General features: G+C 61.4%; 24 protein-coding genes. 8 read left to right on the forward strand and 16 right to left on the reverse strand.

From position 1 onward, the window contains the following. Positions 1-8 precede the first annotated feature (8 nt). A complete protein-coding gene (gene ltnD / locus RLCC275e_RS27370; protein WP_033183363.1) occupies positions 9-944 on the reverse strand; it encodes an L-threonate dehydrogenase in 936 nt (311 codons plus the stop codon). A 235-nt stretch (positions 945-1,179) separates the two neighbouring features. Here ltnD and RLCC275e_RS27375 point away from each other — a divergent pair, with 235 nt between their 5' ends. From RLCC275e_RS27375 to RLCC275e_RS27390, 4 genes are all read left to right on the forward strand, one after another. Then, positions 1,180-2,178, forward strand: coding sequence for a LacI family DNA-binding transcriptional regulator (locus tag RLCC275e_RS27375; RefSeq protein WP_033183362.1), 999 nt, complete (start codon positions 1,180-1,182; stop codon positions 2,176-2,178). 16 nt (positions 2,179-2,194) lie between these two features. Further along, entirely contained in the window at positions 2,195-2,881 is a 687-nt protein-coding gene (gene otnC / locus RLCC275e_RS27380) for a 3-oxo-tetronate 4-phosphate decarboxylase (protein ID WP_033183361.1), read from the forward strand. 171 nt (positions 2,882-3,052) lie between these two features. Then, entirely contained in the window at positions 3,053-3,721 is a 669-nt protein-coding gene (locus RLCC275e_RS27385) for a haloacid dehalogenase type II (RefSeq protein WP_003562909.1), read from the forward strand. Between the two features lie 13 nt (positions 3,722-3,734). Then, positions 3,735-5,009 carry an NAD(P)/FAD-dependent oxidoreductase gene (locus RLCC275e_RS27390; protein ID WP_033183360.1) on the forward strand — a complete coding sequence of 425 codons (1,275 nt, stop codon included), beginning with the start codon at positions 3,735-3,737 and terminating at the stop codon, positions 5,007-5,009. A gap of 77 nt (positions 5,010-5,086) precedes the next feature. Here the strand turns inward: RLCC275e_RS27390 and RLCC275e_RS27395 are convergent, their stop codons facing one another. The 13 genes from RLCC275e_RS27395 to argE form a co-directional block, all read right to left on the reverse strand. Then, positions 5,087-5,392: a DUF982 domain-containing protein gene (locus RLCC275e_RS27395; RefSeq protein WP_033183504.1), complete on the reverse strand. Its 306-nt coding sequence runs from the start codon at positions 5,390-5,392 to the stop codon at positions 5,087-5,089. A gap of 77 nt (positions 5,393-5,469) precedes the next feature. Then, the gene (locus RLCC275e_RS27400; RefSeq protein ID WP_082229841.1) at positions 5,470-5,718 is read right to left on the reverse strand and encodes a hypothetical protein; all 249 of its coding nucleotides are present in this window, start codon (positions 5,716-5,718) and stop codon (positions 5,470-5,472) included. 9 nt (positions 5,719-5,727) lie between these two features. Continuing rightward, positions 5,728-6,672 carry a ThiF family adenylyltransferase gene (locus RLCC275e_RS27405; protein ID WP_033183359.1) on the reverse strand — a complete coding sequence of 315 codons (945 nt, stop codon included), beginning with the start codon at positions 6,670-6,672 and terminating at the stop codon, positions 5,728-5,730. After that, positions 6,669-8,114 (reverse strand): aKG-HExxH-type peptide beta-hydroxylase, encoded by a 1,446-nt coding sequence (locus RLCC275e_RS27410; protein ID WP_033183358.1) that lies wholly within the window; start codon positions 8,112-8,114, stop codon positions 6,669-6,671. Before RLCC275e_RS27410 ends, RLCC275e_RS27405 begins: the two co-directional genes overlap by 4 nt. Before the next feature lie 241 nt (positions 8,115-8,355). Continuing rightward, entirely contained in the window at positions 8,356-10,050 is a 1,695-nt protein-coding gene (locus RLCC275e_RS27415) for a S8 family serine peptidase (RefSeq protein WP_033183357.1), read from the reverse strand. Between the two features lie 33 nt (positions 10,051-10,083). Beyond that, positions 10,084-11,112 carry a phosphatase PAP2 family protein gene (locus tag RLCC275e_RS27420; protein ID WP_033183356.1) on the reverse strand — a complete coding sequence of 343 codons (1,029 nt, stop codon included), beginning with the start codon at positions 11,110-11,112 and terminating at the stop codon, positions 10,084-10,086. A gap of 41 nt (positions 11,113-11,153) precedes the next feature. Beyond that, a complete protein-coding gene (locus RLCC275e_RS27425) occupies positions 11,154-13,109 on the reverse strand; it encodes an SARP family transcriptional regulator (protein WP_033183355.1) in 1,956 nt (651 codons plus the stop codon). A gap of 230 nt (positions 13,110-13,339) precedes the next feature. Beyond that, positions 13,340-14,794, reverse strand: a complete 1,455-nt coding sequence (locus tag RLCC275e_RS27430) for an NAD-dependent succinate-semialdehyde dehydrogenase (RefSeq protein WP_033183354.1) — start codon at positions 14,792-14,794, stop codon at positions 13,340-13,342. Between the two features lie 15 nt (positions 14,795-14,809). Next, positions 14,810-15,853, reverse strand: a complete 1,044-nt coding sequence (locus RLCC275e_RS27435) for a tartrate dehydrogenase (RefSeq protein WP_033183353.1) — start codon at positions 15,851-15,853, stop codon at positions 14,810-14,812. A gap of 9 nt (positions 15,854-15,862) precedes the next feature. After that, positions 15,863-17,326, reverse strand: coding sequence for an aldehyde dehydrogenase family protein (locus RLCC275e_RS27440; protein ID WP_033183352.1), 1,464 nt, complete (start codon positions 17,324-17,326; stop codon positions 15,863-15,865). 129 nt (positions 17,327-17,455) lie between these two features. Continuing rightward, positions 17,456-17,809 (reverse strand): cupin domain-containing protein, encoded by a 354-nt coding sequence (locus RLCC275e_RS27445; RefSeq protein WP_033183351.1) that lies wholly within the window; start codon positions 17,807-17,809, stop codon positions 17,456-17,458. A gap of 25 nt (positions 17,810-17,834) precedes the next feature. Then, positions 17,835-18,758 (reverse strand): 2-hydroxyacid dehydrogenase, encoded by a 924-nt coding sequence (locus RLCC275e_RS27450; RefSeq protein ID WP_033183350.1) that lies wholly within the window; start codon positions 18,756-18,758, stop codon positions 17,835-17,837. A gap of 27 nt (positions 18,759-18,785) precedes the next feature. Beyond that, positions 18,786-19,907, reverse strand: a complete 1,122-nt coding sequence (argE, locus tag RLCC275e_RS27455; protein WP_033183349.1) for an acetylornithine deacetylase — start codon at positions 19,905-19,907, stop codon at positions 18,786-18,788. Positions 19,908-20,187: 280 nt separating this feature from the next. On the opposite strand from argE, the gene RLCC275e_RS27460 reads away from it, so the two are divergent. Next, positions 20,188-21,090: a GNAT family N-acetyltransferase gene (locus RLCC275e_RS27460; protein WP_033183348.1), complete on the forward strand. Its 903-nt coding sequence runs from the start codon at positions 20,188-20,190 to the stop codon at positions 21,088-21,090. A 133-nt stretch (positions 21,091-21,223) separates the two neighbouring features. On the opposite strand, the gene RLCC275e_RS27465 is transcribed toward RLCC275e_RS27460, so the two are convergent. Both RLCC275e_RS27465 and RLCC275e_RS27470 read right to left on the reverse strand, forming a co-directional pair. Then, positions 21,224-21,424, reverse strand: coding sequence for a hypothetical protein (locus RLCC275e_RS27465; protein WP_082229840.1), 201 nt, complete (start codon positions 21,422-21,424; stop codon positions 21,224-21,226). Between the two features lie 424 nt (positions 21,425-21,848). Further along, on the reverse strand, positions 21,849-22,160 hold the full coding sequence (locus RLCC275e_RS27470; protein WP_033183346.1) for a hypothetical protein: 312 nt from the start codon (positions 22,158-22,160) through the stop codon (positions 21,849-21,851). Between the two features lie 261 nt (positions 22,161-22,421). On the opposite strand from RLCC275e_RS27470, the gene RLCC275e_RS27475 reads away from it, so the two are divergent. From RLCC275e_RS27475 to RLCC275e_RS27485, 3 genes are read left to right on the forward strand one after another with little or no spacing between them, the layout of a single operon-like run. Continuing rightward, positions 22,422-23,327 (forward strand): LysR family transcriptional regulator, encoded by a 906-nt coding sequence (locus tag RLCC275e_RS27475; RefSeq protein ID WP_033183345.1) that lies wholly within the window; start codon positions 22,422-22,424, stop codon positions 23,325-23,327. A 56-nt stretch (positions 23,328-23,383) separates the two neighbouring features. Beyond that, positions 23,384-24,514 carry an HPP family protein gene (locus tag RLCC275e_RS27480; protein ID WP_033183344.1) on the forward strand — a complete coding sequence of 377 codons (1,131 nt, stop codon included), beginning with the start codon at positions 23,384-23,386 and terminating at the stop codon, positions 24,512-24,514. 43 nt (positions 24,515-24,557) lie between these two features. Then, positions 24,558-24,821, forward strand: coding sequence for a DUF6522 family protein (locus RLCC275e_RS27485; RefSeq protein WP_033183343.1), 264 nt, complete (start codon positions 24,558-24,560; stop codon positions 24,819-24,821). Positions 24,822-24,826 lie beyond the last annotated feature (5 nt).

A 24,826-nucleotide genomic window follows, 5' to 3' on the forward strand; every position in this document is an offset into this window, starting at 1 on the left:
TACAGGCTCTACGGCTCTTTGGTGGCGCTGGGCAATTCAGCGCCGGAAAGCTTGGCGTAGAGCCGCGCCAGCGAGGAATCGTCGTCACGGCCCATGCCCGCCCCGGAGGCGGCCAGGTACATCTGCAAGGCTGCCGCCGCGAGCGGTACCGGGTAACGCTCGGAGCGGGCCATGTCTTGGACGATACCGAGATCCTTGACGAAAATTTCGATGCTGCTGAGCGGAGTATAGTCTCCGGCCAGCACATGCGGCACGCGGTTTTCGAACATCCAGGAATTGCCGGCCGAAGCGGTGATCACCTCATAGACCTTGTCGAGGTCGAGGCCCTGCTTGGCGGCAAGGGTTATGGCCTCACAGGCGGCCGCGATGTGCACCCCGGCGAGAAGCTGGTTGATCATCTTGAAGGCAGCACCTTTTCCGGCCTCGTCGCCGAGCTCGTAGACCTTGCCGGCCATGGCGTCGAGACCCGGACGCGCGGTGTCGAAGGCCTGTCTGGAGCCGGAAGCCATGATCGTCAGTTCGCCACGCGCCGCCTTGGCCGCGCCGCCCGAAATCGGCGCGTCGAGATAATGCAGGCCGAGGGCCTCCGTCCGCTGTGCCAGATCGCGCGCGACGGCGGGATCCATGGTGGCCGACGAGATGAAGACGGCGCCGGGCTTCATCGCACATGCGACGCCTTCGGCCCCGAACAGCACGGCCTCGGTCTGCGCGCCGTTGACGACCACGGAGACGACAATGTCGGCGTCCTTTGCCGCAGCGGCAGGGGTCGCCGCGCCACGTCCGCCATCGGCGACGAAGCGGTCCACTGCCGCCGGCGTGATGTCATATCCAACGACGTCGAGACCGGCGCGCTTCATCGACCGGGCCATTCCAAGCCCCATGGAGCCAAGACCGATGACGGCTGCGGCAACGGCCGAGCCCGAGTTTTCAGCAAGCGGTGGCATGAGGAGGTTCTCCAGTCTTGTGAGGAATGATCTGCGCCCCTCCCGGCTATCATTTCAGAGGGAAGGGGGCATGTCAGTCAATTTTGGCGCTGCCACATTCGTTAAAGCATTTTGGCAGCGTTGCCAACGTAAAATGGTAGCGCTGCCAAAAAAGCCTTGCTTCTTGGCGGGAGCGATGAAAAAGGTGATAGCGAGCGGCCGGGCAACCACGCCGCAAGCTGGGTCAAACGTAACGATGGAATTCAAACATCAACCAACGGTAACGCTTGCCGAGGTCGCGGAAGCGGCCGGAGTTGGCGAGAGCACGGTGTCTCGCGTGCTGCGCAACCACGGTTCGTTTTCCGGCAAGACTCGCGAGCGGGTGATGGCCGCCGTCGAGCGGCTGGGCTATGTGCCGAACCGGATCGCGGGAACACTGGCCTCCACTGGTTCGCGTCTTGTCGCCTTCGTCATTCCCTCGCTGTCCAACATCGTCTTTCCCGATGTGCTGCGCGGCGCCAGCGCCGTTCTGGAGGAAAACCGGTATCAAGCGGTATTCTCCGTGACCGATTATGATCCGGGCAAGGAGGAAGCGCTCGCCGCCGCGATGCTTGCCTGGCGACCGGCGGCGGTCATGCTGGCGGGATACGAGCATACGAAGGGCACGGTGAAGATGCTGCGCGCCAGCGGGTGTCGGATCGTCGAACTGCTCGATCTCGACGGTGATGCTCTCGATATCGCGGTCGGCTTCTCGAACCGCGCGGCCGGGCGGGAGAGCGCTGCCTTCCTGCTCAAACGGGGTTATCGCCGGATCGGCTATGTCGGTCACGACCTGAACCGCGATACCCGTGCCGGCAAGCGGTTTTCCAGCTTTTGCGAAACGCTCGATGCGCATGACGTTCCGCTCGTCGCTCGCGAAATTCTCGCAGGCGCCTCGTCTGTGGAAAATGGCAGGTTGGGGCTGGAGCGGCTGCTTGCCCGGACAAGCGATCTCGATGCGGTTTATTTCTCCAACGACGATATGGCGCTGGGCGGCTATTTTCACTGTCTGGCCGAGGGGATCGCGATCCCCTCGAAGCTCGCCATTTTCGGCTATAACGGCCTTGATATCGGCCGGGCAACACCGCAACCGCTGTCGACCATCCGAACGCCGCGCGTGGCGACGGGACAGATGGCCGCGCAGTTGGTCGTCACAAATGCGCCGCCGCAGGCCGTCGATCTCGGCTTTGAGCTGATCGAAGGGGCAACCGCGTAATATTGGAGGAACTGTCATGTCCGACGCGCGCCTGCGTGAGCAAATTTGCCGATACGGTCGCTCGCTGTTCGAGCGCGGGCTGACGCCTGGTTCGTCGGGCAACATATCGCTACGGCTGGAGGATGGCGGCTGGCTGGTCACACCGACCAACGCCTCGCTCGGCTTTCTCGACCCGGCTCGGATCTCCAGGCTCGATGCCGAAGGCAGGCTCCTGTCCGGCGACAAGCCGACCAAGGAGATCCCGCTACACACTGCCCTCTATGATACGCGCGGCAGTGCCCGCGCCATCGTCCATCTTCACTCCACCCACGCGGTGGCACTGACCATGCTGCCGGAGATCGATCCGCGCGCCGCCCTGCCGCCGATGACGCCGTATTATCTGATGCGCGCCGGCGAAACCGCGCTGGTGCCCTATTATCGTCCCGGCGATCCGGCGGTAGCCGACGCGATCCGCGGACTGGCGGGCAAGTATTCGTCAGTGCTTCTGGCCAATCATGGACCTGTTGTTGCCGGCGACAGCCTGGAAGCGGCGGTCTTTGCGACCGAGGAACTGGAGGAAACGGCGAAGCTCTATCTGCTGTTGCGCAACCTCAATCCCCGTTTCCTCAGCCCGGCGCAGGTGGCCGATCTCGTCAACACCTTCGGCCTCGACCTTCCGTCCCATCACGATCACGATCACGATCACGATCACGACGGCGATTGATGTCGTCACTCCGCCGACCGTTAACTGCGGGCAAGCGCGCAACCTTCTGCCAAACCCCGCTTTCGATACGATAGATTCTGCTTCCGATGCCGCCAATTCAGGCGAGCTGTGGGTGAAGCGGTGCCTATGATTGTGACACGTCCCCAGTTCCGATTGCTCAAGGATACTCAAATGACGACGTTCCGTCCGAAATACATCACCTTCGACTGCTACGGCACGCTGACCAACTTTCAGATGGCGGAAGCGGCGCGCGACCTCTACGGCGAAGAGCTCGACGAGCCACGCATGGCGGAGTTCATCAAGAATTTCGCTGCCTATCGCCTCGACGAGATCATGGGCGACTGGAAACCCTATGCCGAGGTGGTGCACAATTCGCTCGAGCGGACATGCAAGCGCAACGGCGTGACCTTTCGCGACGAAGCCGCCCGGATGGTCTATGAGCGCGTTCCGACCTGGGGGCCGCATTCGGATGTCCCGGCCGGTCTCGCCAAGGTCGCCAAGGAAATCCCTTTGGTCATCCTCTCCAACGCCATGAATTCGCAGATCATGTCGAACGTCGAAAAACTGGGCGCGCCCTTCCATGCGGTTTATACCGCCGAGCAGGCGCAGTCCTACAAGCCACGCTTCAAGGGCTTCGAATATATGCTCGATATGCTGGGCTGCGGGCCGGAAGACGTGCTGCATTGCTCGTCCTCCTTCCGCTATGACCTGATGTCTGCCCACGACCTCGGCATCAAGAACAAGGTTTGGGTCAATCGCGGCCACGAGCCGGCCAACCCTTATTACGGTTATGTCGAAATTCCTGACATCTCGGGCCTGCCTGGCGTCGTCGGGCTCTGACGGAGAGAGGCGGATGCAGTTCGAATCCTACTGGCACGACACGGCACCGGCCTTTGCCGGCGGCGCTCAAGGCGCCGTCGAAGGACATTATGACGTCGCCGTCATCGGCGCCGGCTTCACCGGGCTTGCCGCGGCGCGCCAGCTTGCAAAGGCCGGCGTCAAGGTCGTGGTGCTGGAGGCCGAAAGGGTCGGCTGGGGGGCATCGGGGCGCAATGGCGGACATCTCAACAACGGGCTCGCCCACAGTTTCCTGTCCGCCAAATCAGCACTCGGCGTGGAGCGGGCCGTCGCCCTCTACAAGGCGTTCGACGATTCCATCGATACGATCGAGGCGATCATTGCCGAAGAGGGAATCGACTGCAATTTCCGCCGCGCCGGAAAGCTGAAGCTTGCCTCCAAGCCGCAGCATTTCGACGCGATTGCCCGCAATTTCGAGGCCGTTCATAGAGAGGTCGATCCGGACACGGCACTTCTGACGGCGGGTGACCTGAAAAGCGAGGTCGGATCGCCCTTCCATGGCGCCATGCTCTCGAAGAAAAGCGCGATGATGCATATGGGCCGTTATGTCGCCGGGCTCGCCACTGCAACCGTGCGTCATGGCGCCGTCATCTTCGAAAAGGCGGCCGTGACCGCCCACCGGCAGGGCAATAGTCGCCACAGCCTGACGACGGCACGAGGCACTGTCACCGCAGACCATGTGCTGGTCGCGACAGGCGCCTATACGCCCTCGCTCTTTAACTATTTCCGCCGCCGGATCATTTCCGTCGGCAGCTTCCTGATTGCCACCCGTCCGCTGACCGACGCCGAAATCGCCGCTACGATGCCGGGTAACCGCACCTGCGTGACGTCGATGAACATCGGTAATTATTTCCGGCTATCGCCGGACAAGCGGCTGATCTTCGGCGGTCGCGCCCGGTTTTCCGCCACGTCCGATCAACGATCGGACGCAAGGAGCGGCGACATTCTCCGCGCCAGCCTGGCTGAAATCTTCCCCCAGCTTGCCGGCGTCGAGATCGACTATTGCTGGGGCGGCCTCGTCGACATGACCAAGGATCGCTATCCGCGTGCCGGCTATGTCGATGGTGTCTGGTATGCCATGGGCTATTCCGGCCACGGCGCCCAGCTCTCCACCCACCTCGGCTTGATCATGGCCGACGCCATCCTCGGCAAAGCTGACCGTAACCCGATCAAGGGGCTCGACTGGCCGGCCGTCCCCGGCCATTTCGGAAAACCGTGGTTCCTGCCGCTCGTCGGGCTCTATTACAAGACGCTCGATCGCTTCCAGTAACGGGCCGGATCAGTCCGATTGCAGCCGAAGCGGCTCGATGGGGGCAGGATTGCGATGAGCGCCTGCGCGGCGGTCAACTACCTCGCCTCGCTGACGGGATAGATCCTGAAAATCCCAAGGCTGTTATCAGTCGTGATCGCTGCAATACCCGCCTCATATGCGGCGCGGACGATTGCCTCATGCAATTTCTCCGGCTCGCTCTCTCCGGTAAGGACCTCCAAACAGATTCTCACCGCCGTGAGAAATTCCTCACCATCGTCGGTGGGCCATTCCTTCAGCAACAGTTGGGCAGCCTCGCGAGCGGTATGGATCACCTTGCGATCTTTCCCTTCCGCAAAAACCAGAATTATCGTTGGGAAACTTTTGAACATATCGAATCTCATTGCCCCCTGAACTCCGCGGGACGGCCAGTGCCAATGCCGGGCCATGGTTTCGGACCGGGATTGGCCACACATGCTCGTCAACCATCTTCCGTGTCGTTTCGACAATCACGTCGTCTTTCTTCCCGTTGGTGGGAAGCAAGCTTGGCTTTTAGCTCGCGGGCTGCCGCCTCAAGGAGCCGATTGAATTCTTCGGAGGTCACGCCATCCGCGCGCATCACCATGGCGATCAGTGGATCACCAAGAGCTTCGGTTATCGTCAGCTCATCGTTCTTTCCGGCAGTTGCGCCAACGGAGCAACAATATCCCGAGGAAAATAGTGCGATCATGGACATGCCCTACATTCGGGGTGTTTGGAGGGAGAGCAGCTTGGCCTTGTCGCCTTTGAGGTCCAATATCCATTGGCGTCCCCCGGCGACCGAGTGTCTCGAAAGGCACTTTTGGGCGATCTGCGACACGGCAAGGCCGGCGACCAATGGGCTGTCGACGGTCGCCGGCGGCGCGCGTAAGTCGTCGGTTGTGACTTGGGTAGCGCAATGGCAGACGGAACATGCGTCCTCATGCACCAAGGCCAAAGGGCCTGCCATGCAATAGTTTGCAGAGCGGCCCACATGCAGATGAGGCGGCAGGCCAGCTTCCAATGCTCGACAGGCTGACAGGAGATCTTGGGCTGGACGAGAATCGCCGCCGGCGAGGATGAAGAACGGGTTATTAGCGTAGTTTGCGATTAACCGTAGCGCCGAGGCGCCTTCCGCAAATTCCGGCAGCGCGAAGACAGTGGCCGAGAAACCCGCGGCCAGATGGGTCGCCAGCCTGTCCGTCTTCAGCCAGCCGAGATCAGCCTCGCTTGCCCATGGGAGATGGTTCAAGTCGTTCTCATCGATACGATCCGCATCCACGAGAAGGAAATGACGCGCGCCGAGGGCCGCGAGCTGTATGGCGATCTGTGAGCCCAAGCCGCCGCATCCGATGATGACGAAGTCGATTTCGCCAAACAGTGCAATGTCGCGTTGCCAAGGGCAAAGAGGCGCCAGGAAGGCGTCGTGATGATCGACTGCGGCGGAGTCGTATTCGTCCTCCGCCGGCATATCGAGAGCCTTCAACGAGACGACGAATGCAGGCCTGGTAGCATGGGGACTCTGTTCCTCGACAGAATCGGCACTATTGCCGGTGAACAGAGCCCCCCGGCCGCCCCGCCCCAGGCTGTGGGTGACGAGGTTCGGGAAGTCGACGGACTCGCTGGCGGCCGCCGATAATCGCTTGGACCGATAATTGACCATCACATCGCCTCCATCTCGCTGGGCGCAACTCCGCGGATCGTCGCGGCGTAGTGACCGTAGTCCTCGCCCATCGCATAGTCGGGGGTCTTCACAATCACGTGGAATTTGCCGTCGTACCACAGGCTGACATTGTCGCCGCTGTGATCGATCTCTCGCCGGCCCATCCGAGGATCGATCGGCTCCTTGCCGCGCAGCAGCATCTGTCCGATATCCCAGGCTTGGCGATCGAGAACGCGCTGGCGCTCGGCAAGATGCGCCTGCCGGTGCGCAATGGGTTCTTCGGCAAGCAACTGGCCGACGAGGAACAAGATCCGACTGCTCCAGGAAGGAATGGCGGCGATGTCTGGGAGGTCGAGGAGGACATCGCCGCCGAGACGTTCGATCCCTTTCCGAGCGATGTCGATAAGCGGGACTTGCCGCGCGGCATAGGCGATTATGAATGCCGCTTTCCGGGCGCGTCGCTGAGGATCCGCCTCGGTGGATAGGCATGCCATGCGCAAGGCGCACTCCCAGGGAATGGTGTAGGCCATATGCAGGATGCTCTCGAGCGTCTGTAGGTCCTTCTTGTATGGGGAAACATATTGGAACTCACCGGGCAGGGATGCCGCCGCCGAGGTCGTATAGAACCCGAGCAGGATATTCCCCGCCTCATGAAGCAGTTGGGCGGCTGTCGCGGCATGATCGCCGGCGCGCAATCTCTCTCTGGAAAGGACGATGAGCGCGCTGCCCGGCAATTCGTTCGAACTCGAAAAGGAGCACTGCGGTTCGCGCCGCACGCCAACGTAAAGCGTATGCAGGCCGGCGATCAGACGCTGATGGCCATACTCGTCCAAGTCCGCGATCAATGCGAAGGCCTTCTCCAGATGGTCGGCGAGTCGATCCAATTCCGCATCGTCGGTGATCGAATAGCCGGGCCGGGGGTAGTCCGGCATGCATCGGCGGAGGAGGGCTTGCATGATACGGCTTCGCGCCGGACTTTCGATGTGCACGAGGCCGATGCCGCAAGAGAGCCGGCACGCTGTCTGACGTTCGAGTTCAAGATCCGATGCGATCAGATCCGGCTGCAGATAGCGGCCGACGACCTGCACATCGGGGCGGGCTGCCTGCCATTCCAGACTGCGCGCGAGCGCACCCATCCAGGCTGCAAGTACGGATGAACGGTAAGGGTCGGCGCCGACCGGTCCGGCAACCGCTGGCGGAAGCTCCGGCAGACGAGTGTATCCGCCATCTGCAAGGTCGGGGAAATAACCTGACAGTGCCTCTACCCCAGCCGAACAACCGGCGAGCTTCGAAGCCGCCGCAAGCGTGCGGCCATATTCGAAGCGTCGCTTCAAAAGGTTGCGTGTTGCCACGCGCTGCAGGGAGACGGAACTTGCCATCAGGGGATTGCGCTTGAGCAGGAGGCGCGCCTCATCTGCCAACTGTTGTATGCGGGACGCGGACATGGCAGCCTCCGTGAGTTTGTCTTCGGGCGGATCAAGGTTGCATCTCGGGCAAAAATGCCTGAGTTCGGGACGGCTTCGTCCGGCATCGGAACGTTGCTCGTCGTCGGTTGAGAGGCACTATTCCCCAAGGGCGTCATTCGCCCGCCAGTTTGGCGTTAAAAATCCGTAAAAATGACGTAAACAATGAAAAAGCCTCCTCGATCGAGGAGGCTTGGAATTCTGGATAACGCAGCCGCGGCAGTCAGATCGCCAGAGCCGCCTGGACCGCCGCCCGCGCATTCGGCAGGCCCGACCCGAAGAAATAGGCCGCGTCGAGAGCGTCCTCGCTTTCTGCATTCATGCAATCCGCCGTCAGTTTCCTCGTTCCGGGTACGACAATAGCGTCCAGTCGGGACGCGGCCTTGAGAATGGACTTGACGTGGGGCCCCGAGAGGCGGTCACCGGGATTGTGGCGGCTTTTGTAGGCCCGCTGTATCAGGGCGCATAACCCCCCCACCTGCGCCGACGCGCCTGATGTGCCCCCGAAGGGGGTGTAGTACCCGCCCCCGATGCCCGGATTGGTTCCGAACGGCACGATGGCCGACCAGGGATCGGAACCAAGATTATAGCCGAAAATCCCCGGCAGGTCCGTCGTCAGCAGCGAGAAGTGCGAATAGTAGTATTCCCGCGTTCGAAAAGCGCTGTAGTCGTGCTGCGCGGCAAAGGGAGAAAGCCGGTCGAGGCGCAACTGATGCCTGTTGAAGATCTCCCCGTCGTCAGAGGGGGAGACTACCGTCAATCCTTCGCCGTAATTGCTGTAGCCCGAACGGAAGCCTTCGACGGTAACGGCCCCGACTGCAATGATGCCGTTGTCGTCGGCGGCAAGACTTGCCGGATAGATCAACTGGCTCTCGCCACTGTTTCCCGCCGCGCAGACGATCGGAATGTGCCGGCTGATGGCGAGGATGAGCTGTTTGAGGATATGCCACGGGCGATCCGGATTGGAACCTTTCTGCGCAGCCTTCGGCTCCAGTTCAGGCCCACCCTGGTCAGCAACGGCAATGCGTGTGAACAGATTGGCGACATCCTGGTTTTTCCATATTTCCAGGTCGGCCTTCAGCTCATTCTTCGGATCGACGATGCTGCGTTTCGGGTCCGGCAGACCGCGCGGCATGACGATTACGTCCGCCTTTTGATGATAGGCATAAAGAAAGGCCGCAATGAACTGCCGGACATCGTCTTCGAAGGACGTTCTGATCGAGATGAGCTTTGAGAAAGGATCTACGCCGAAATAGGGGATGACATTGCGATTGCCGCTCGTGCGCAGCTCGTCGCCGTTCCCATAGAAGGCTCCTTCCGGCGGAAGGCTTGGGGTGCCTTCTTCCGCAACAACGGCGGGTTCGCCGACGATCAGCCCTGCGCAGCAGGTGCCATGCGACGCAAAAAGGGATTCCGGATTGTAGAGCCGCCGGAGTACCCCTTCCGACGCGGCGTATTCGGCAACCAGATCACTGAGATAGTCCCGGTCGTCGTTCGAAAGGCCGATATTGCCGAGCGGAGCGATGTCGAGCCCGGCAAAGAAGGCATGCCTTTCTTCGCCGTCGAAGGACGTGGTCGTATCGAGAATTTCGAGCACGCGCGCGCCGTAGCGATGGGTCGTCAAATCGATTGACGCCTCCCGGTCAAGCCGGGTTGCCAGATTGGGATGATCCGGAGATACGCCGACATCGATCAACGCAACCCGGGCGGGTCGCAACGGGCCGGCGGAAGCGATGGCATCCCAGACCGTGCCGGTGATGAGGGGATCGGGGAGCGCGCGTGCGGCGCTAGCATCAAGTGCTGGTGGCGCCGCCGGAACTGATCCGTATTCCGCGTCGACCACGCCAAGGGCAGTCAGGTGCCAGAGATAATAGTAGTTGATCGGTGCGGGCTCAGGCATTTGTGTTTGATCCGTCATGGTTGTAACCCTGTTGAGCAGCAGCTGGAGAATTCAGACCCATTCGTCGTGTACGGCCTGGAACAGAGGACCGAACGCGTCGTGGAGGTAGGGCGCGAAACGCCGGGCGAGATCTCGCCCTGCCTGCGTATCGCTCGGATAGTGGAGACCAGCCCATTCGCGATTTTCGGCGACGTTCTGGGCGATGCGGGCAAGCTCGTCGGTAGCGGGATGTTCCGGCAGGATCGTCGAGAACGCAAAGGCGATCGAAAAGCACTGGAACGAATGGTTGCTGGGATAGGACTCGTGGACCGGCACGGCCAGCAACGGCCGGAGCATGGGCTCGAACTGGTTTGGCCGCAGCCGGTTGAACTGGCTCTTGTAGATCAGTCCGACATATTCGCAGGCCGTCAGGATTGCCTGGAAAAGGCCTTCCGTCTGCTCGAAACCGCCGAGATCCTCGATATGCAATGCGCGGGTGAATTCCCCCACGGAGATCGTCGACTCGATTTGGATATCGGGCAGGCGCCGCACGCGTTCGCGGTCGCGGCGTTGCATGGAGAGCATCACCGTCGTTTCGAGGCGGGTATAATCGGGGCCTGGCGGCGGCAGTATATCCAGCTTTTCCCAGGTGAAGCGCCGCGCCGCGGTATAGGCGTTGCGTGACGGCTGCTGGTGCAGCCTGCGCAGCTCGAAGGCGGGGATAAGCTGCGACACGCCGAGGCTGCCGCCGTCCATCGTCGACTTGTTCTTGTTCTTATTCTTATTTTTGTTCTTGTTTTTGTTCAGCGACGCCTTGTTGAGCACCGACTTGTTTGCGACGCTCTTGTTGAGGACCGAGGCTACGGCCATCGTCGCCATCATAGGCCCGGGCAGGGGCGATCCATCGTCATCCGTGCCGAGGAAAAGCACAACTTCGGAGGCTGCATCAGGTGCAGCCGGTGATGCACCGGCGAGAGGATCAGCACCGGCATCGTCCCTGGGTTCGCATGGAAGGACCGTATCCGGTTCAATCCTGAATTTATAACTGTTTAGAAATAAAACAATTTTGGATTGCGATTCCTCAGTGGTGTCCGCTTCCATTGGAGCCTCCTTGCGCGATGATGTGAAGATCTGTCCGGAGTTCAGCGCAGCTTGGCGCCGGCCTTGAGCAGGCCGTCGATCAAGATCTGGCCGCCGCCTGTGTCGAGCAGCGGATAGCCGCTGCCGCGGAAGGCGTTGATGGAGAAGCCGCCCTCGACCGCCTCAAGACGCTGCAGGTAATGCCGCGCGCCGCCGAGATTGTTGGAATGGGCGTGACTGGAGGTAAGATAGCGCAGCAGACTGTTGAAGTTCGGCCGTGCCCGCAGGGCTTCTTCGCCTGCAGCTATGGCTGCGGCATGATCGCCCGCAAGCGCTGCCGCAATGCATTTGGTCGTATCGAAGTAATATTTATGCGGGCTGTAGACGCCGAGCTCTTGTACCCAACGCGCCATGGCCACCGCCTTGTCGGGCTGGCCTGCATAGCAGTGCAGCATCGCATAGAGATCCCAGCTGAGCGGCAGGGCCGGGTTCAGGCGGATCGATTTTTCGAACAGGTTGGCCGCATAGTCGTATTCGCCGAACAGGAACGAATGGACGTGGCCGACGAGCGCGAGCGACACGGAATTCTGCGGATCGAGTTCCAGCGCCTTGCGCGCATATGCCTGAGCTTCCTCGATCAGATGCGCGTCAAGCGCGTTGAAACGTTGGCCAACCTGGAAAGTCCGGATGAATGACAGCCAGGCAAAAGTCGATGACCGCGGCTGATGCTGGATCTGTTCTTCCAGGCGCCGCTCCGCATTATCCAGATCGCTACGCGACAGCCGAAAGATCGCATTGACGGCGTCGATCAGGAGGCCGTCTTGCGACAATCGACTGTCGTTTGCCTGGGTCTCCAGGAAATAGGTCAGCTGATCGACGGCCTGGCTGATCAGCGCAGCGGCGGTGCCGAACTCGCCTCGCTCGAACTGCGTGCGGTTGATCGCCTGACTGCTTAGCCAATGAATACGGTTATTGATCAGGTGCTTCATCACCAGTTCGATCATCACCATGTCACCGTCAAACGTGAGGCGAAGCTGTAGGCAAATCGGAAGGCTGATCCGCTGTTCGCTCTCTTCAATATCTGGCAAGGTGAAGGAGAGGTCGCTGACGCCAATGGCCAGCCCATCGGTGATGGCTTTTGCAATGAGATTCTGGAAGCGTGTCGCAGCAATTTGTCCGCCCTCTCCAACACCCACCACGATAGGGGGCTGAAGGACCATGACCCATTGCCAGTCACCGTCTGCCGGCCGCCGATATGGGTTGCTGCTGGCGATTTCCGCGGGTTTGCCTTGTCTTGGCACGTCCGGGGCACCCGTCAGAGGTAGCAGGGCGGAATGCTTGGCAATATCGCGGCTCGGCTGCTGTCGCGGCTCGAAGACGTCGTGGACTTGTCCTACATTGACCCGGCTATACCAGTTCTGCCGTTCAAGCGTTAACCAGTCCTCGAATTCTGGATCGCGGATGTCTATACCTTCGAGCAACTCGTCGGTGATTTGATCCGCGGACCGCTTTGTCCGAACCACCAGTTCGGTATCAAGAACGAGTCGGTCCATATCCAGCCAAACGGTATTCTTATCCGCAATCAAGAGATCACGTGCAGGCCCCAGAGTCTTATGAATGTCCAAAAGGGCCTGGCGCAGACTGGCTGCCGCCTGGTCGTCGGAGCGATCACTCCACAACTTGTCCCGAAGCCAGATCCTCGAGCGCGAGCCCCGGGCGGACAATGCAAGCATCGCCAGAAGAGCCTGTGCCTTCTTGGATTTCGGAGTAACCGACCGCCCCCCAGCGTCCACAAGGGCAAAAGGCCCGAGCAGGAACATCCGAAACGGATCGTGCTCCTTGTTCATGCGATCCACCGGCCCCGCCCCCGTTGCCTCCGATACGCTCGTTTGGCGGCCGGAAAACCTAGCATCCAGGGGCCAGTCTGCCACAACTTCGACGTCTGGCAAGCAACCGGGAAGGGAAACCGGGATTGCGAAATGTAAATCTGCGCTATGGCGATGATCGAACTGAAGCATAACCGGTTGAAATCCCTCTGCGTAACTTCGCAAACCGGCCGTAGCACCCTGCCGTCAAAGCAGCGTCAAAGAAATGTTGTTTAGGCTCCGCAATTTTCGCAGGCATCCGCCAAAGGCTGCGGAGTATTCGAAACGACGTGTCGGAGTTACGCCAGCGGGAGCATCGACCTTCGCTCCGATCATCCAGCGCCGGGATGATGTCCCGGCGCCCTTTATCGTCCTGCCGGTCATCAGAGCCCACCGATGTGGAAGCTCTTCATTTCGAGATATTCCTCGATGCCACACTGCGCGCCCTCCCGGCCAAGACCGGATTGTTTGACGCCGCCGAACGGAGCGACCTCGGTCGAGATCGCCCCTGTGTTCAGGCCGACCATCCCGAATTCGAGCGCTTCGGCGACACGCCAGGAGCGTTTCAGGCTCCCGGTGTAGAAATAGGCCGCAAGGCCGAAGGGCGTGGCGTTGGCGATGCGGATCGCCTCTTCCTCGTTGTCGAAACGGAAAAGCGGGGCAACGGGCCCGAAGGTCTCTTCGCCGGCAAGCTGCATCTCGGTCGTGGCGCCGCCGAGCACCATCGGCACCGCATATTGATTGCCTTCAGGCACGGAACCCGCGGTGGCGAGGATCGTCGCTCCCTTTTCCACCGCATCGTCGACATGGCGCTTGATCTTCTCGATCGCCGCCTTGTTGATCATCGGTCCGATATCTGTGCCGGCATCCGTGCCGGCCCCGACCTTCATGGCCGATACGCGCGCGGAAAGTTTGGCGGCAAAGGCCTCGTAGACGCCGGACTGGACGAGAAGCCGGTTCGCGCAGACGCAGGTCTGTCCGCCATTGCGGAATTTCGATGCGATTGCGCCTTCCACGGCAAGATCGAGATCGGCGTCGTCGAAGACGATGAAGGGCGCGTTGCCGCCGAGTTCGAGGCTGAGCCGCTTGACGCTGTCGGCCGCGCCGCGCATCAGCAGCGAGCCGACGCGGGTCGATCCGGTGAAAGAGATCTTGCGGACGGTTTGGTTCGCCATCAGTTCGTCACCGATGCCAGCCGGCATGCCGGTGACGATATTGATCACGCCCTTGGGGATGCCGGCGCGCTCCGCCAAAACGCCGAGCGCCAGCGCCGAATAAGGGGTGAGGTCCGATGGTTTGACGACGACCGTACAGCCTGCGGCGAGCGCCGGCCCGACCTTGCGGGTGATCATCGCATTCGGAAAATTCCACGGCGTGATGATCGCCGACACGCCGACAGGCTCCTTCAGAACGACGATCCGTCGGTCCGTCGTTGGAGAGGGAATGGTCGTCCCGCCGATACGGCGCGCCTCCTCGGAGAACCACTTGATGAACGAGGCGCCGTAGCGGATTTCGCCGCGCGCTTCCGTCAGTGGCTTGCCCTGCTCTCGGGTGAGGATCAGCGCCAGATCCTCGATATTGTCGAGCATCAGATCATGCCAGGCTTCCAGCAATGCGCCGCGCTCGGCATTGGTCTTTGCGCGCCATGGACCGAAGGCCTTTTCCGCCGCGGCGATCGCCGTCCTCGTATCGGCTCCGTCCATGTCAGGCACCGTGCCCAGCACATGCTGCGTCGCCGGGTCGATCACCTCGATCGTGCGCCCAGCTTCAGCCCGGCGCCATTCTCCGTCTATCAGCCCCAGCTCGCGAAGCAGGCTGCTATCCCTTAATCCGTTCATTCTGTTCTCCATTGATCAGCCGAGTGCCGAAAGCACGGATGCCGTGATCGCGTCGGTCTTGTCCTTGCCGGGAATTGCGCCGATGCCGCGTGCCGTCGTCGCCTCGATTGATGCCATCACCCTTGCGGCAGCAGCCTTTTCTCCCAAATGCTCCAACATCATCGCGCCCGACCAGATGGCGGCGATCGGATTGGCGATGCCGAGATGAGCGATATCGGGCGCGGAGCCGTGGACCGGTTCGAACATCGATGGCGCCGAGCGATCGGGATTGATATTGGCGGAGGCTGCAAAGCCGAGCCCGCCCTGGATGGCGGCGCCGAGGTCGGTCAGAATATCGCCGAACAGGTTGGAAGCGACCACGACGTCGAGACTATCAGGCGCCATGACCATGCGGGCGGCCATGGCGTCGATATGGTAGCTGGTCACCTCGACATCAGGATATTCGGCGGAAAGCCTCTGGGTGATCTCGTCCCAGAAGACCATCGAATATTTCTGGGCGTTGGACTTCGTCACCGAGGCAAGCTTGCCGCTGCGCGCACGCGCTTGCTCAAAGCCGAAACGCAGGATGCGCTCGACCCCCGTGCGGGTGAAAATCGAGGTCTCGACCGCCACTTCATTATCGGTGCCCTGGTGGACGCGGCCACCGGCGCCGGAATATTCGCCTTCGGTATTTTCCCGAATGCAGAGTATGTCGAAGCCGGCAGCCCTTAACGGCCCCTGCACACCCGGCAGCAGCCGGTGCGGGCGGATATTGGCATATTGCACGAAAGCCTTGCGGATCGGCAGCAAAAGCCCATGCAGCGACACTGAATCCGGCACTTTACGAGGCCAGCCGACGGCGCCGAGCAGGATGGCGTCGAAGGACCTGAGCGTTTCGATGCCATCGGCGGGCATCATGCTGCCGTTCTCCAGATAGTAATCGCAGGACCAGGGATAGCTGGTTGCATCAAGAGAAAATCCATTTGCTGCAGCCGTCTTTTCGAGCACGGCCCAGGCTGCTGCCGTCACGTCGCGGCCGATGCCGTCTCCGGGCAGAAGGGCGATCTTGTAGGTTTTCATCGCAGGTCCTCACAGGCTGATGAGCACACTCTTGCTCTTGCGGTTGGCGAGATAGGCGTCGCGGCCGAGATCCTTGCCGATGCCGGACTGCTTGTAGCCGCCGGTCGGCAGGATATGGTCGCGTGAGCGGCCGTAGCGGTTGACCCAGACGGTGCCGGCCTGAAGGCGGCGGGTCACGCGGATGGCACGCGAGAGATCGCGGGTGAAGAGGCCGGCGGCAAGCCCGTAGGCCGGATGGTCGGCGAGCCCCAGCGCCTCCTCCTCGTCCTCGAAGGTCTGAATGGTCAGCACCGGTCCGAAGATTTCCTCAAGAACCGCCGGCGACGTTGCAGTCACCCCGGAAATCAGGGTCGGTGCGTAGAAATAGCCCTCGCGGTCGAGCCGGCGGCCACCGGTGAGGCACTCGGCGCCACCGTCGATGGCGGCGCGGATGATGCCGTCCATGCGGGCGATCTGGCGTTCGGAGATGACGGGCGAATAATCGGTCGCCTCATCCCAGGTGGGGCCGGGGCGGATGGCCGCCAGCCTCTCGATAAGTGCGCCTGCGAGCGCGTCCGCCACCTTCGCCTCGACGATGAGGCGGGATCCGCAAACGCAGGCCTGACCGGCGTTGGAGAGAATGCTGCCGGCGATTGCGCCCGCCGCAAGCTCGATATCGGCATCGGCGAAAACCAGCTGCGGGCTCTTTCCGCCGAGTTCGAGCGTCATCGGCTTGACGCCGGTGCGGGCGATATTTGTCATGATCGCCGAGCCGGCCGCGGTCGAACCGGTGAAGCTGACCTTGGAGATGCCGGAATGTCCGGTGATCGCATTTCCGGTGGTCGGGCCGTCGCCGAGCACGATGTTGACGAGACCGGCCGGTAGGCCGGCTCGCACCGAAAGTTCGGCGAGATAGAGCGTCGAAAACGGCGTCATTTCCGACGGCTTCAACACCACCGCATTGCCTGCGGCCAGCGCCGGACCGAGCTTCCAGCCGGCCATGGACAAGGGGAAATTCCAGGGTGTTATGGCGCCGACGACGCCATAGGGTTCCGTCATGATCATACCGAAATTCGCGTCGTCGGTCGGGACGAGGTCGCCGCCTTCCTTGTCGGCGAATTCGGCAAAGAAACGGATCTGTTCGGCGGTGACGGCGATGTCGCCGGCGACGAGATGACCGATGGGCCGTGTTGAGGAGAGCGCCTCGAGCCTGGCGAGGGTCTCCGCCTCGGCTTCGATCAGGTCTGCCCAGCGCTGCAGCGCCACGGTGCGCTCACGCGGCCGCACACCACCCCAATTGCTCGTCTTCAATGCGGTCCTGGCGGTTTCGACGGCCTGGTCGACGAGGGCCTCGTCGGCCAGCGGGCAGCCGGCATAGGCTTTGCCGTCGGATGGGCGATGCATGTCGATGACGGCCTCGGCCGGAACCAGCCGCCCGCCGATGAAATGTCCGACGGGCAGGGAAATCGTGTTCGGATCGAAGCTGAGTGTCATCGCATGTCCTCGGGATGGGCTGAGGCAAACCTAACTGGGGAACGCGAGCAGCATACGTCGACCGGGGATGCCGCAGCGGCGAAAAATTGCGTTTTCGTCGCTGCGGCAGTCAAATCTACGGCGTCGGCATCACGACACGGTGACGTAGATCTTGCGCACCGTCTCGATCGTCTTCCAGACGCCAACGAAGCCCGGCTTCATGACGAAGCTGTCGCCGGCCTTGTAGACAACCGGTTCGCCGCCTTCCGGCGTGAGTTCGACCAGGCCGGAAAGAATATGGCAGAACTCGAAGGTCTCCCCCTTGATCGAACGCGTCTCGCCGGGTGTCGCTTCCCAGACGCCGCTATGAACCGTCTCGCCGCGGGCAACGTCCTGCGCCCAGGTCTTGAAGGCAGGATTGCCCGAGATCAGCCGTTCGGGGAGCGGACCGGACTCGCGCGGCGCGAAGGTCGGGTTGGTGTCGATCGTCTTGAGGAGGGACATGATTTTGCTTTCCTAGGTTGAGAACTCAGTAGCCGCGGTTGCGATCGATCAGTCCGGTCGGATCGAGGCCTGCCTGGTGCCGCTTGACGTTGCCGATCACGGCCGCCGCGGCGGTTTCAGCTTGGGTGACGCTCGCAATGTGCGGCGTCAGCAGGATCTTCGGATGGTTCCAGAAGGCATGATCCGCGGGCAGCGGCTCCGGCTCGGTGACGTCGACGACGGCGCCGGAGAGATGTCCGGCGTCGAGCGCGTCGACGAGCGCCTGATGATCGAGTTGAGCGCCGCGGCCGACATGGACGAGTGCTGCGCCGGCGGGCAATCCGGCGAAGAGCTCGGCATTCAGGAAGCCGCGCGTCTCATCCGTCAGGGGCAGCAGGCAGACGAGAATGTCGGTGGTTGCAAGCAGAGTATCGAGGCCGTCGCGGCCGCTCAGGCATCGGATGCCGTCGATCTCGCGTGGGCTGCGGCTCCAGCCGGAAAGCGGAAAGCCGAAGGGCTGCAAACGTTCGAGCACTGCGCTTCCAAGCATGCCGAGGCCGAGCACACTGACGCGGCGGTCCGATGCTTGCACCGGCGCGATCGTCTGCCAGGCCCGGCGCCGCTGCTGGTCGAGATAAGTCGGCAGGTCGCGATGGAGCGCAAGGACTGCCAGCGTCACATATTCCTGCATCATCCTGATGATGCCGTCCTCGACCATGCGCACGACCTTGACCGATGCCGGCACTGCATCGATGCGGAACTGGTCGATGCCGGCGCCGATCGAAAAGAGGATTTCGAGATTGCGGTAGCGCGCGAGATCATCGGGCACCGTCCAGGTGATCAGGTAGCGCACGGCGTCCGCTTCGACCGACTTGGGATCCATGGAGAAGGGAATGTCGGGCAGTTCGCGCGCGAAGGCTTCAGCGAAGATGGCGCCGCGCTTCGCATCCGAATTGAAGAGAAAAGTCATTGCGTCGGCTCCTTGATCTCGATGTCATCAGGCGCAGCGGCGGCCAAGCGCCTCGATCATCGCCTGGCAGGCGAGCAATTCGCCGGTGAGGATGAATTCGTCCGGCTTGTGGGCACGGCCGATGTCGCCGGGGCCGCAGATGATCGCATCGATGCCGGCGCGCTGGAAAAGGCCGGCCTCCGTGCCGTAGCTGACGGCAGCGAGCGGCTCGATGCCGGTCAGTTCGCCAAGCAGTGCCGCAAGCGGTGCATCGGCGGCAAGCGAAAGCGCCGGATAGGCGCTGAGTTCGCGCCATTCTACCTGGAAGCCGAGCGGCGATAGCGCCTCGGCCGATGCTCGCAGCGGCGCCAGCAAAATGGCGGGATCGACGCCGGAAATAGCTCGCGCTTCGAACTCGGCCTCGCAACTGTCGGGAATGATGTTGACCGCCTGGCCGCCCTTCAGCGTACCGACCTGGAGGGAGGAGTAGGGCGGTTCGAAAACACGCTCGAACGGGCCGGAGGCGAGCCGTTCGGCTTCGGCGCGAGCGCGAGCCAGAACATCGGTGATGGCATGGATTGCGTTCAGTCCCTGGTCCGGACGCGAGGAATGGCCGGACCGGCCTCTGACCGTCAGCCGGGCGGCGGCCTTGCCCTTGTGGGCGCGGATTGCCTGCATGCCGCTCGGCTCGCCGATGATCGCGCCAAGCGGGCCTGCGCAGAGCTCCGGCAGGCGGGCGATCATGTGCGGCACGCCGCGGCAGCCGGCCTCCTCGTCATAGGAAAAGGCAAGGTGGACGGGCTGGCGAAGTGGCATGGCAGCAAGCGCTGGGACGGTCGCGAGAACGGCGGCCAGGAAGCCCTTCATGTCGGTGGCGCCGCGACCGTAGAGGCGGTCCGCTTCGGCGCGCAGGCGGAACGGATTGCTGGTCCAGCCTATTTCGGCGGCGGGGACCACGTCCATATGGCCGGAGAGGATATAGCCCGGCGTTTCCTTCGGGCCGATCGTGGCGAAAAGGTTCGACCGGTCGCCCTCCGCGCCGGGCAGCTCCGTGACGACAGCGCCGTGGCTTTGCAGATAGTGCCGGATCCACGCCACGATCTCACCGTTCGGCGTGCCGACGACGGAGGCGAAGCCAACAAGCCTTTCGAGAATTTCAATTGCCTGCATGGGATTCCTCACGGTGCGCGGATCTTCGAGGTGCTTGCAACTGGGCTGACGGGAGGCGACATTCCAGGTTCTCACGGTGAACGACGACTGCGGCTGGTCGGGCCTAGCCGATGACTTTAGAGGACGGTCCAGGCTTTATTTGCCGAAAGCGCAGCGGATTTGGTCGATTGTTGTGTTTGCGCCGGCCTCACCAGTGAATTGTATCGAACGATCTGTTCTAGTCTGGGCAGAGAAGTTTTCGAGCACAGGCTTGGCCAGAAAAATGCGGTAGGGGGTGGGAGTGAGTGAACTGACATCCGAATCCAGGTTCGTCGATAGTTTCGAGACGCACATTGCCGGGATCGACAGCGTTGCCCTCGACAAGTTGCATGCGCTGTCGATGACCGTCGCCTGGCCGCATCGTGGCGAAGACTGGCAGTTCTTGCGGGAATTCGGCCAGGGCATCGTGGCGATCGATGAAATCGGCCGTATCCTGGGCTCTGCTATGTGGTTTCCCTACGATGCCCAATTCGCCACGATCGGTATGGTCATCACCTCGCCGCGTCTTCAAACCAATGGCGCCGGGCAATGGCTCATGGGCCACGCGCTGGAGCAGGTCGCCGGGCGTAACCTCGGGCTGAATGCGACGCGCGCAGCGCGACGTCTCTATCGTTCCCTGAACTTTGTTCGCGAGGCGCTCGTCTTCCAATGCCAGGGCGAAGCGATATCGCCGCCGGATGTGGAGCTGCCGTCCGGTGCTGTATTACGGGCAGTGGAGGCTGGCGATCTGGAAGCGATCGCCGAATTGGACTGCGTGGCCTTCGGCACCGATCGCAAGCTGCTCCTGGCCCGGCTGATGGCAAATTCCAAAGGCATCCTGTTGACGCGCGCCGGCAGGATCGAGGCTTTCTCGCTTTGCCGGCGGTTCGGGCGTGGCCATGTCATCGGTCCTATTGTGGCGTGCAGCGACGGGGACGCGATCGCCGTCGTCCGCCCGCATGCCGCCGAGCATGCAGGATCGTTCCTCCGCCTCGATACACGCGAGCAGGGCGGGGTCTTTTCCGATTTCCTCTCCCGCTGCGGTCTTCCCGTTTACGACATCGTGACGACCATGTCGCTCGGCGGCCCATGGCTCCCGGTTCCGGGAAATCAGCCGACGCACGACCCGAGAACCTATGCGCTCGTCAGCCAGGCACTCGGTTGACGCAAGCCTACCTGGCGATCGTTGTCGGATTCTAGAGCGGTTCAGCTTTTAACGGAAGCGCAGAACCGCTCTATCCTTTTGTTTTTACGCAGTTCCGGACGGAAAACCGCTTCGCACTTTTCCTGGAATTGCTCTAAGCGCCGGGACAGACCGGCATGTCGATCAGAGCCTGCCGGCGTTCAAATTCGGGCCGGAACGAACGATATTGCCAGAGACCTTCCGGGCTTTCCCGCCGGTATACGGTCTCGAGCCAGAACACTGAGTCATCGATCGGCAAGACAGGATGCCACGCATACCATTCCGACCAGATTTTTCCCGCTGGGTCGCTGTCCATGATCGCCACTCGCCTCCTCATCGTCAGCGCAACTCGAACATCCGCGCGGCACTAGAGCCGCTGTCGTCACGAAACCGGATTTCGGCATCGGTCACGATCAGGTCCCGGGATCGATGGTCTCGATTTCCTGGAGTCGAGAGACACCGATCGCGAGGGGTCCGATTTCTGCTTGCTGTGATCCCAGTGTGCCTTCGGTAAATGTTCTATAATACAGAATAACGGTGAAAGAATATTCTTCAATAGAGATCATTTTCTCGTATTGCGCGAAGTCTTCCTTGTCCCCCGTCGGGAGATGTTTCAGGTTGTAAAATGTGGCTCTGTTGACGAATGATTTTCGTCGGTGGATACAATCGCATCGATTGGGTACCGGCGATAAGCTGCGGTGTTCAATCGCCACTGATCTGTTTACGTGATGGTTGGATGCTTAGCCGATCGAACGCAGCCCGAGGTAGGCTGCCAGACTGACGGCGGAGAGAGCGATCATCAGCCTGGGTCTCGCATCGTCGAACATGGCTGCCAGCGCAAGGCCGAGCATCAGGATGACGGATTTTGCCCAGAGATTCTGATCGGAGACTGTGAAAGCGATTGCCGCCAGAAAGACGGTGCTTGCGACGATTGTCACAGGAGCAGATTTCTCGGCGAGATCGCCGCCTGGGAAATACGGCATTAGAAAACGGCGCATGCTCAAGCCTGAAGCGACGCTCAGAAGAAGACAGGTAAAGACAAGTTGCAACATTGAGGTCGTCGCCGATCGATCTGCAGATAGCCTTGCGGATGCAAACCTCATGCCAGCCTCAAACCCTCAAAACGTCATCCGACAGAGGCAATGTCGCGGCTTGCATGGCTATTTCCTCGGCGTCGCGACCCTTTTTTCGGCAATCGCTCGTCTGCTTGGGCTCATGTTTTTCGGCCGATGCCGAAACCGGCTTGAGCTGGGGCAATGATTTTTATATAGAGAATTATCTGTCGTCTTAATTCCGGAAACGAGATCTTTTCATTGGACCTTTCATCGATCCAGATATTTCTTGCCGTTGCCAGCGACCGCAGCGTTACCAAGGCTGCCAAGGCCGTAGGGCGGGCGCCGTCGAATGTGACGACGCGCGTCCAGCAATTGGAGGAGGACCTCGGCGTTTCCCTCTTCAGCCGTGACGGCAAGAAGATGACGTTGACACGCGAGGGCGAGACGTTTCTCGCCTATGCCAACCGGCTTACGGCGCTTGCGCTCGAAGCGCGCCAGGCTGTGCGACCTCTCGCCCCATCGGGGACATTGCGGGTCGGCACCATGGAGAGCACGGCGGCAAGCAGGCTGCCGGCGGCGCTGACGCAATTCAATCAGATGTGGCCTGATGTGTCGCTTCATCTGACGATGGGGGCGTCCCGCGATCTGACCCACGACGTTCTCTCTGATGTCCTGGATTGCGCGCTGATTGCCCGTCCACCGAAGACGATGCGCGAGGAAGACTCAAGCTTCGATGCCGAACTCAAGGCGCTTGAGATGGAGCCGGTCTTCGTCGAAGACCTGTTGATCGTGTTGCCGTCCGGGCATCCCTCCATCAAATCCGCCGCCGACCTTCGTGTCGGATCACTCGCAGCTCTGGAACCCGGCTGCACCTATCGCCGGATCGCCGAAAACTGGGCGCGCAAATCGAGCGCCCTGCCGACGAGCGAACTCGGCTCCTACCACGCGATCCTGGCGACTGTTGCGACGGGGAATACGGCGGGTGTCATGCCGCGATCCGTTCTTGACCTCATGCACTGGCCGACGCCTGTCCAGACCCATCAGTTGGGACCCGTCGAGACGCTGCTCGTCTATCGCAAGAATGATCGCCCCAGCGCGTTCAACGCGTTCCACGAAGTTCTCAGCGCGACAAAGGGCAGAGATGTCAGGCTGACAACAAACTAGTTCGCACGCCTCTCTCCTTCACCGCCAGATAATCCTCGCTTAAAATTGGTCTTGTCATGCAGTATCCCGTTTCCCCGAAGGTGGGATCGAGCCGCCTCCGCCGCTTCCGTTTGTTCTCACCCATATTGGCGGGAGCGACCTTACGAGAGCGATTGATTGCATGTCTCGGCGCTTTGCTGGCTATTGGTTTCACCGGAGTCATCAGCGGCTATCTGTTCGGCCAGGGGCCGCATCTCCCCTTGATCGTCGCGCCGATGGGGGCGTCCGCGGTGCTTCTTTTCGCGGTGCCGGCAAGCCCGCTGGCGCAGCCATGGTCGATCATTGGCGGCAATACCATTTCCGCGCTGATGGGGATCATTGCCGCCTACTTCATTCGAGATCCGATTATCGCGACCGGCGTCGGCGTTTCGCTTGCCATCGGCGCGATGTCCTTCACGCGCTGTCTTCATCCACCGGGAGGAGCCGCAGCACTCACCGCCGTGCTCGGCGGTCCTGTCGTTGCCGGCTGGGGATTCCTCTTTCCTTTCGTGCCCGTCGCTTTGAACTCCTGCATTCTCGTCGGCCTTGGCCTGCTGTTCCACAAGCTCTCCAAGCGGAATTATCCGCACGTCGTTCCAAAACCCGCGGAGAACACCCATCAGACGATCGACCTGCCATCAGCGGTGCGGGTGGGTTTTCGCGAGGAGGATGTCGATGCGGCCCTCCAAGCGCTCGACGAAACCTTCGATATCGACCGGGCAGACCTCGGCCGGCTGTTGCAACAGGTCGAGCTGCAAGCGGCCATCCGCTCAAACGGCAAGATCAGCTGTGCCGATATCATGTCGCGTGACGTGATCGCCATTGGCGAAGCTTCGGAACCGGATGCCGCACGGCATCTTCTTTTGAAGCACAATATCCGCACCTTGCCGGTGAAGGACCCGGAGGGCCGTCTCGTCGGCGCTGTCGGCTTGCGGGAATTGTCGATGAGCACCGAGACCATCGCGCATGCGATCGCGAGGCCTGCGGTAGCGAGACCTTCGGATCCTGCTCTGTCGCTGTTGCCCGTTCTGACGGACGGGCGCACGCATGCCGTCATCATTGTCGATGACGACTACCGCATTCTTGGCCTGATATCGCAAACGGATCTCCTGAGCGCAGTGGCGCGGCTGCTGCCAAAGGAGGACAATGCGATTCCGGCGGTGGTCTGAGCCGGTTTGTCATCGATATGTGAAGCGGTGGGAGAATAAGCCGGTGTTGATCGAGCGTGATGCAAATGGGGATTTCATCCTGGAGTCATCAGAACTTGCGGAGCGGTTTGGACTGTCGCTCGCCGCGCTCCGCCGTCACATGCGACATGGCTCCGTCATCAGTACGGTGGAAATCGGCACGGCTGAACATGAGGGCACCAAGCGGGTGTCGCTTCGGCTCGGCAACAGGCTTTGGCGCGCGGTGCTAAACGACGCGAACGAAGTGCAGCACGAGCACATGACCGTTCTTCGGGGAAAAACATCCTGATGGCG

It is taken from the genome of Rhizobium brockwellii, from assembly GCF_000769405.2.
In the GTDB taxonomy this organism is placed as follows: Bacteria; Pseudomonadota; Alphaproteobacteria; order Rhizobiales; family Rhizobiaceae; genus Rhizobium; species Rhizobium brockwellii.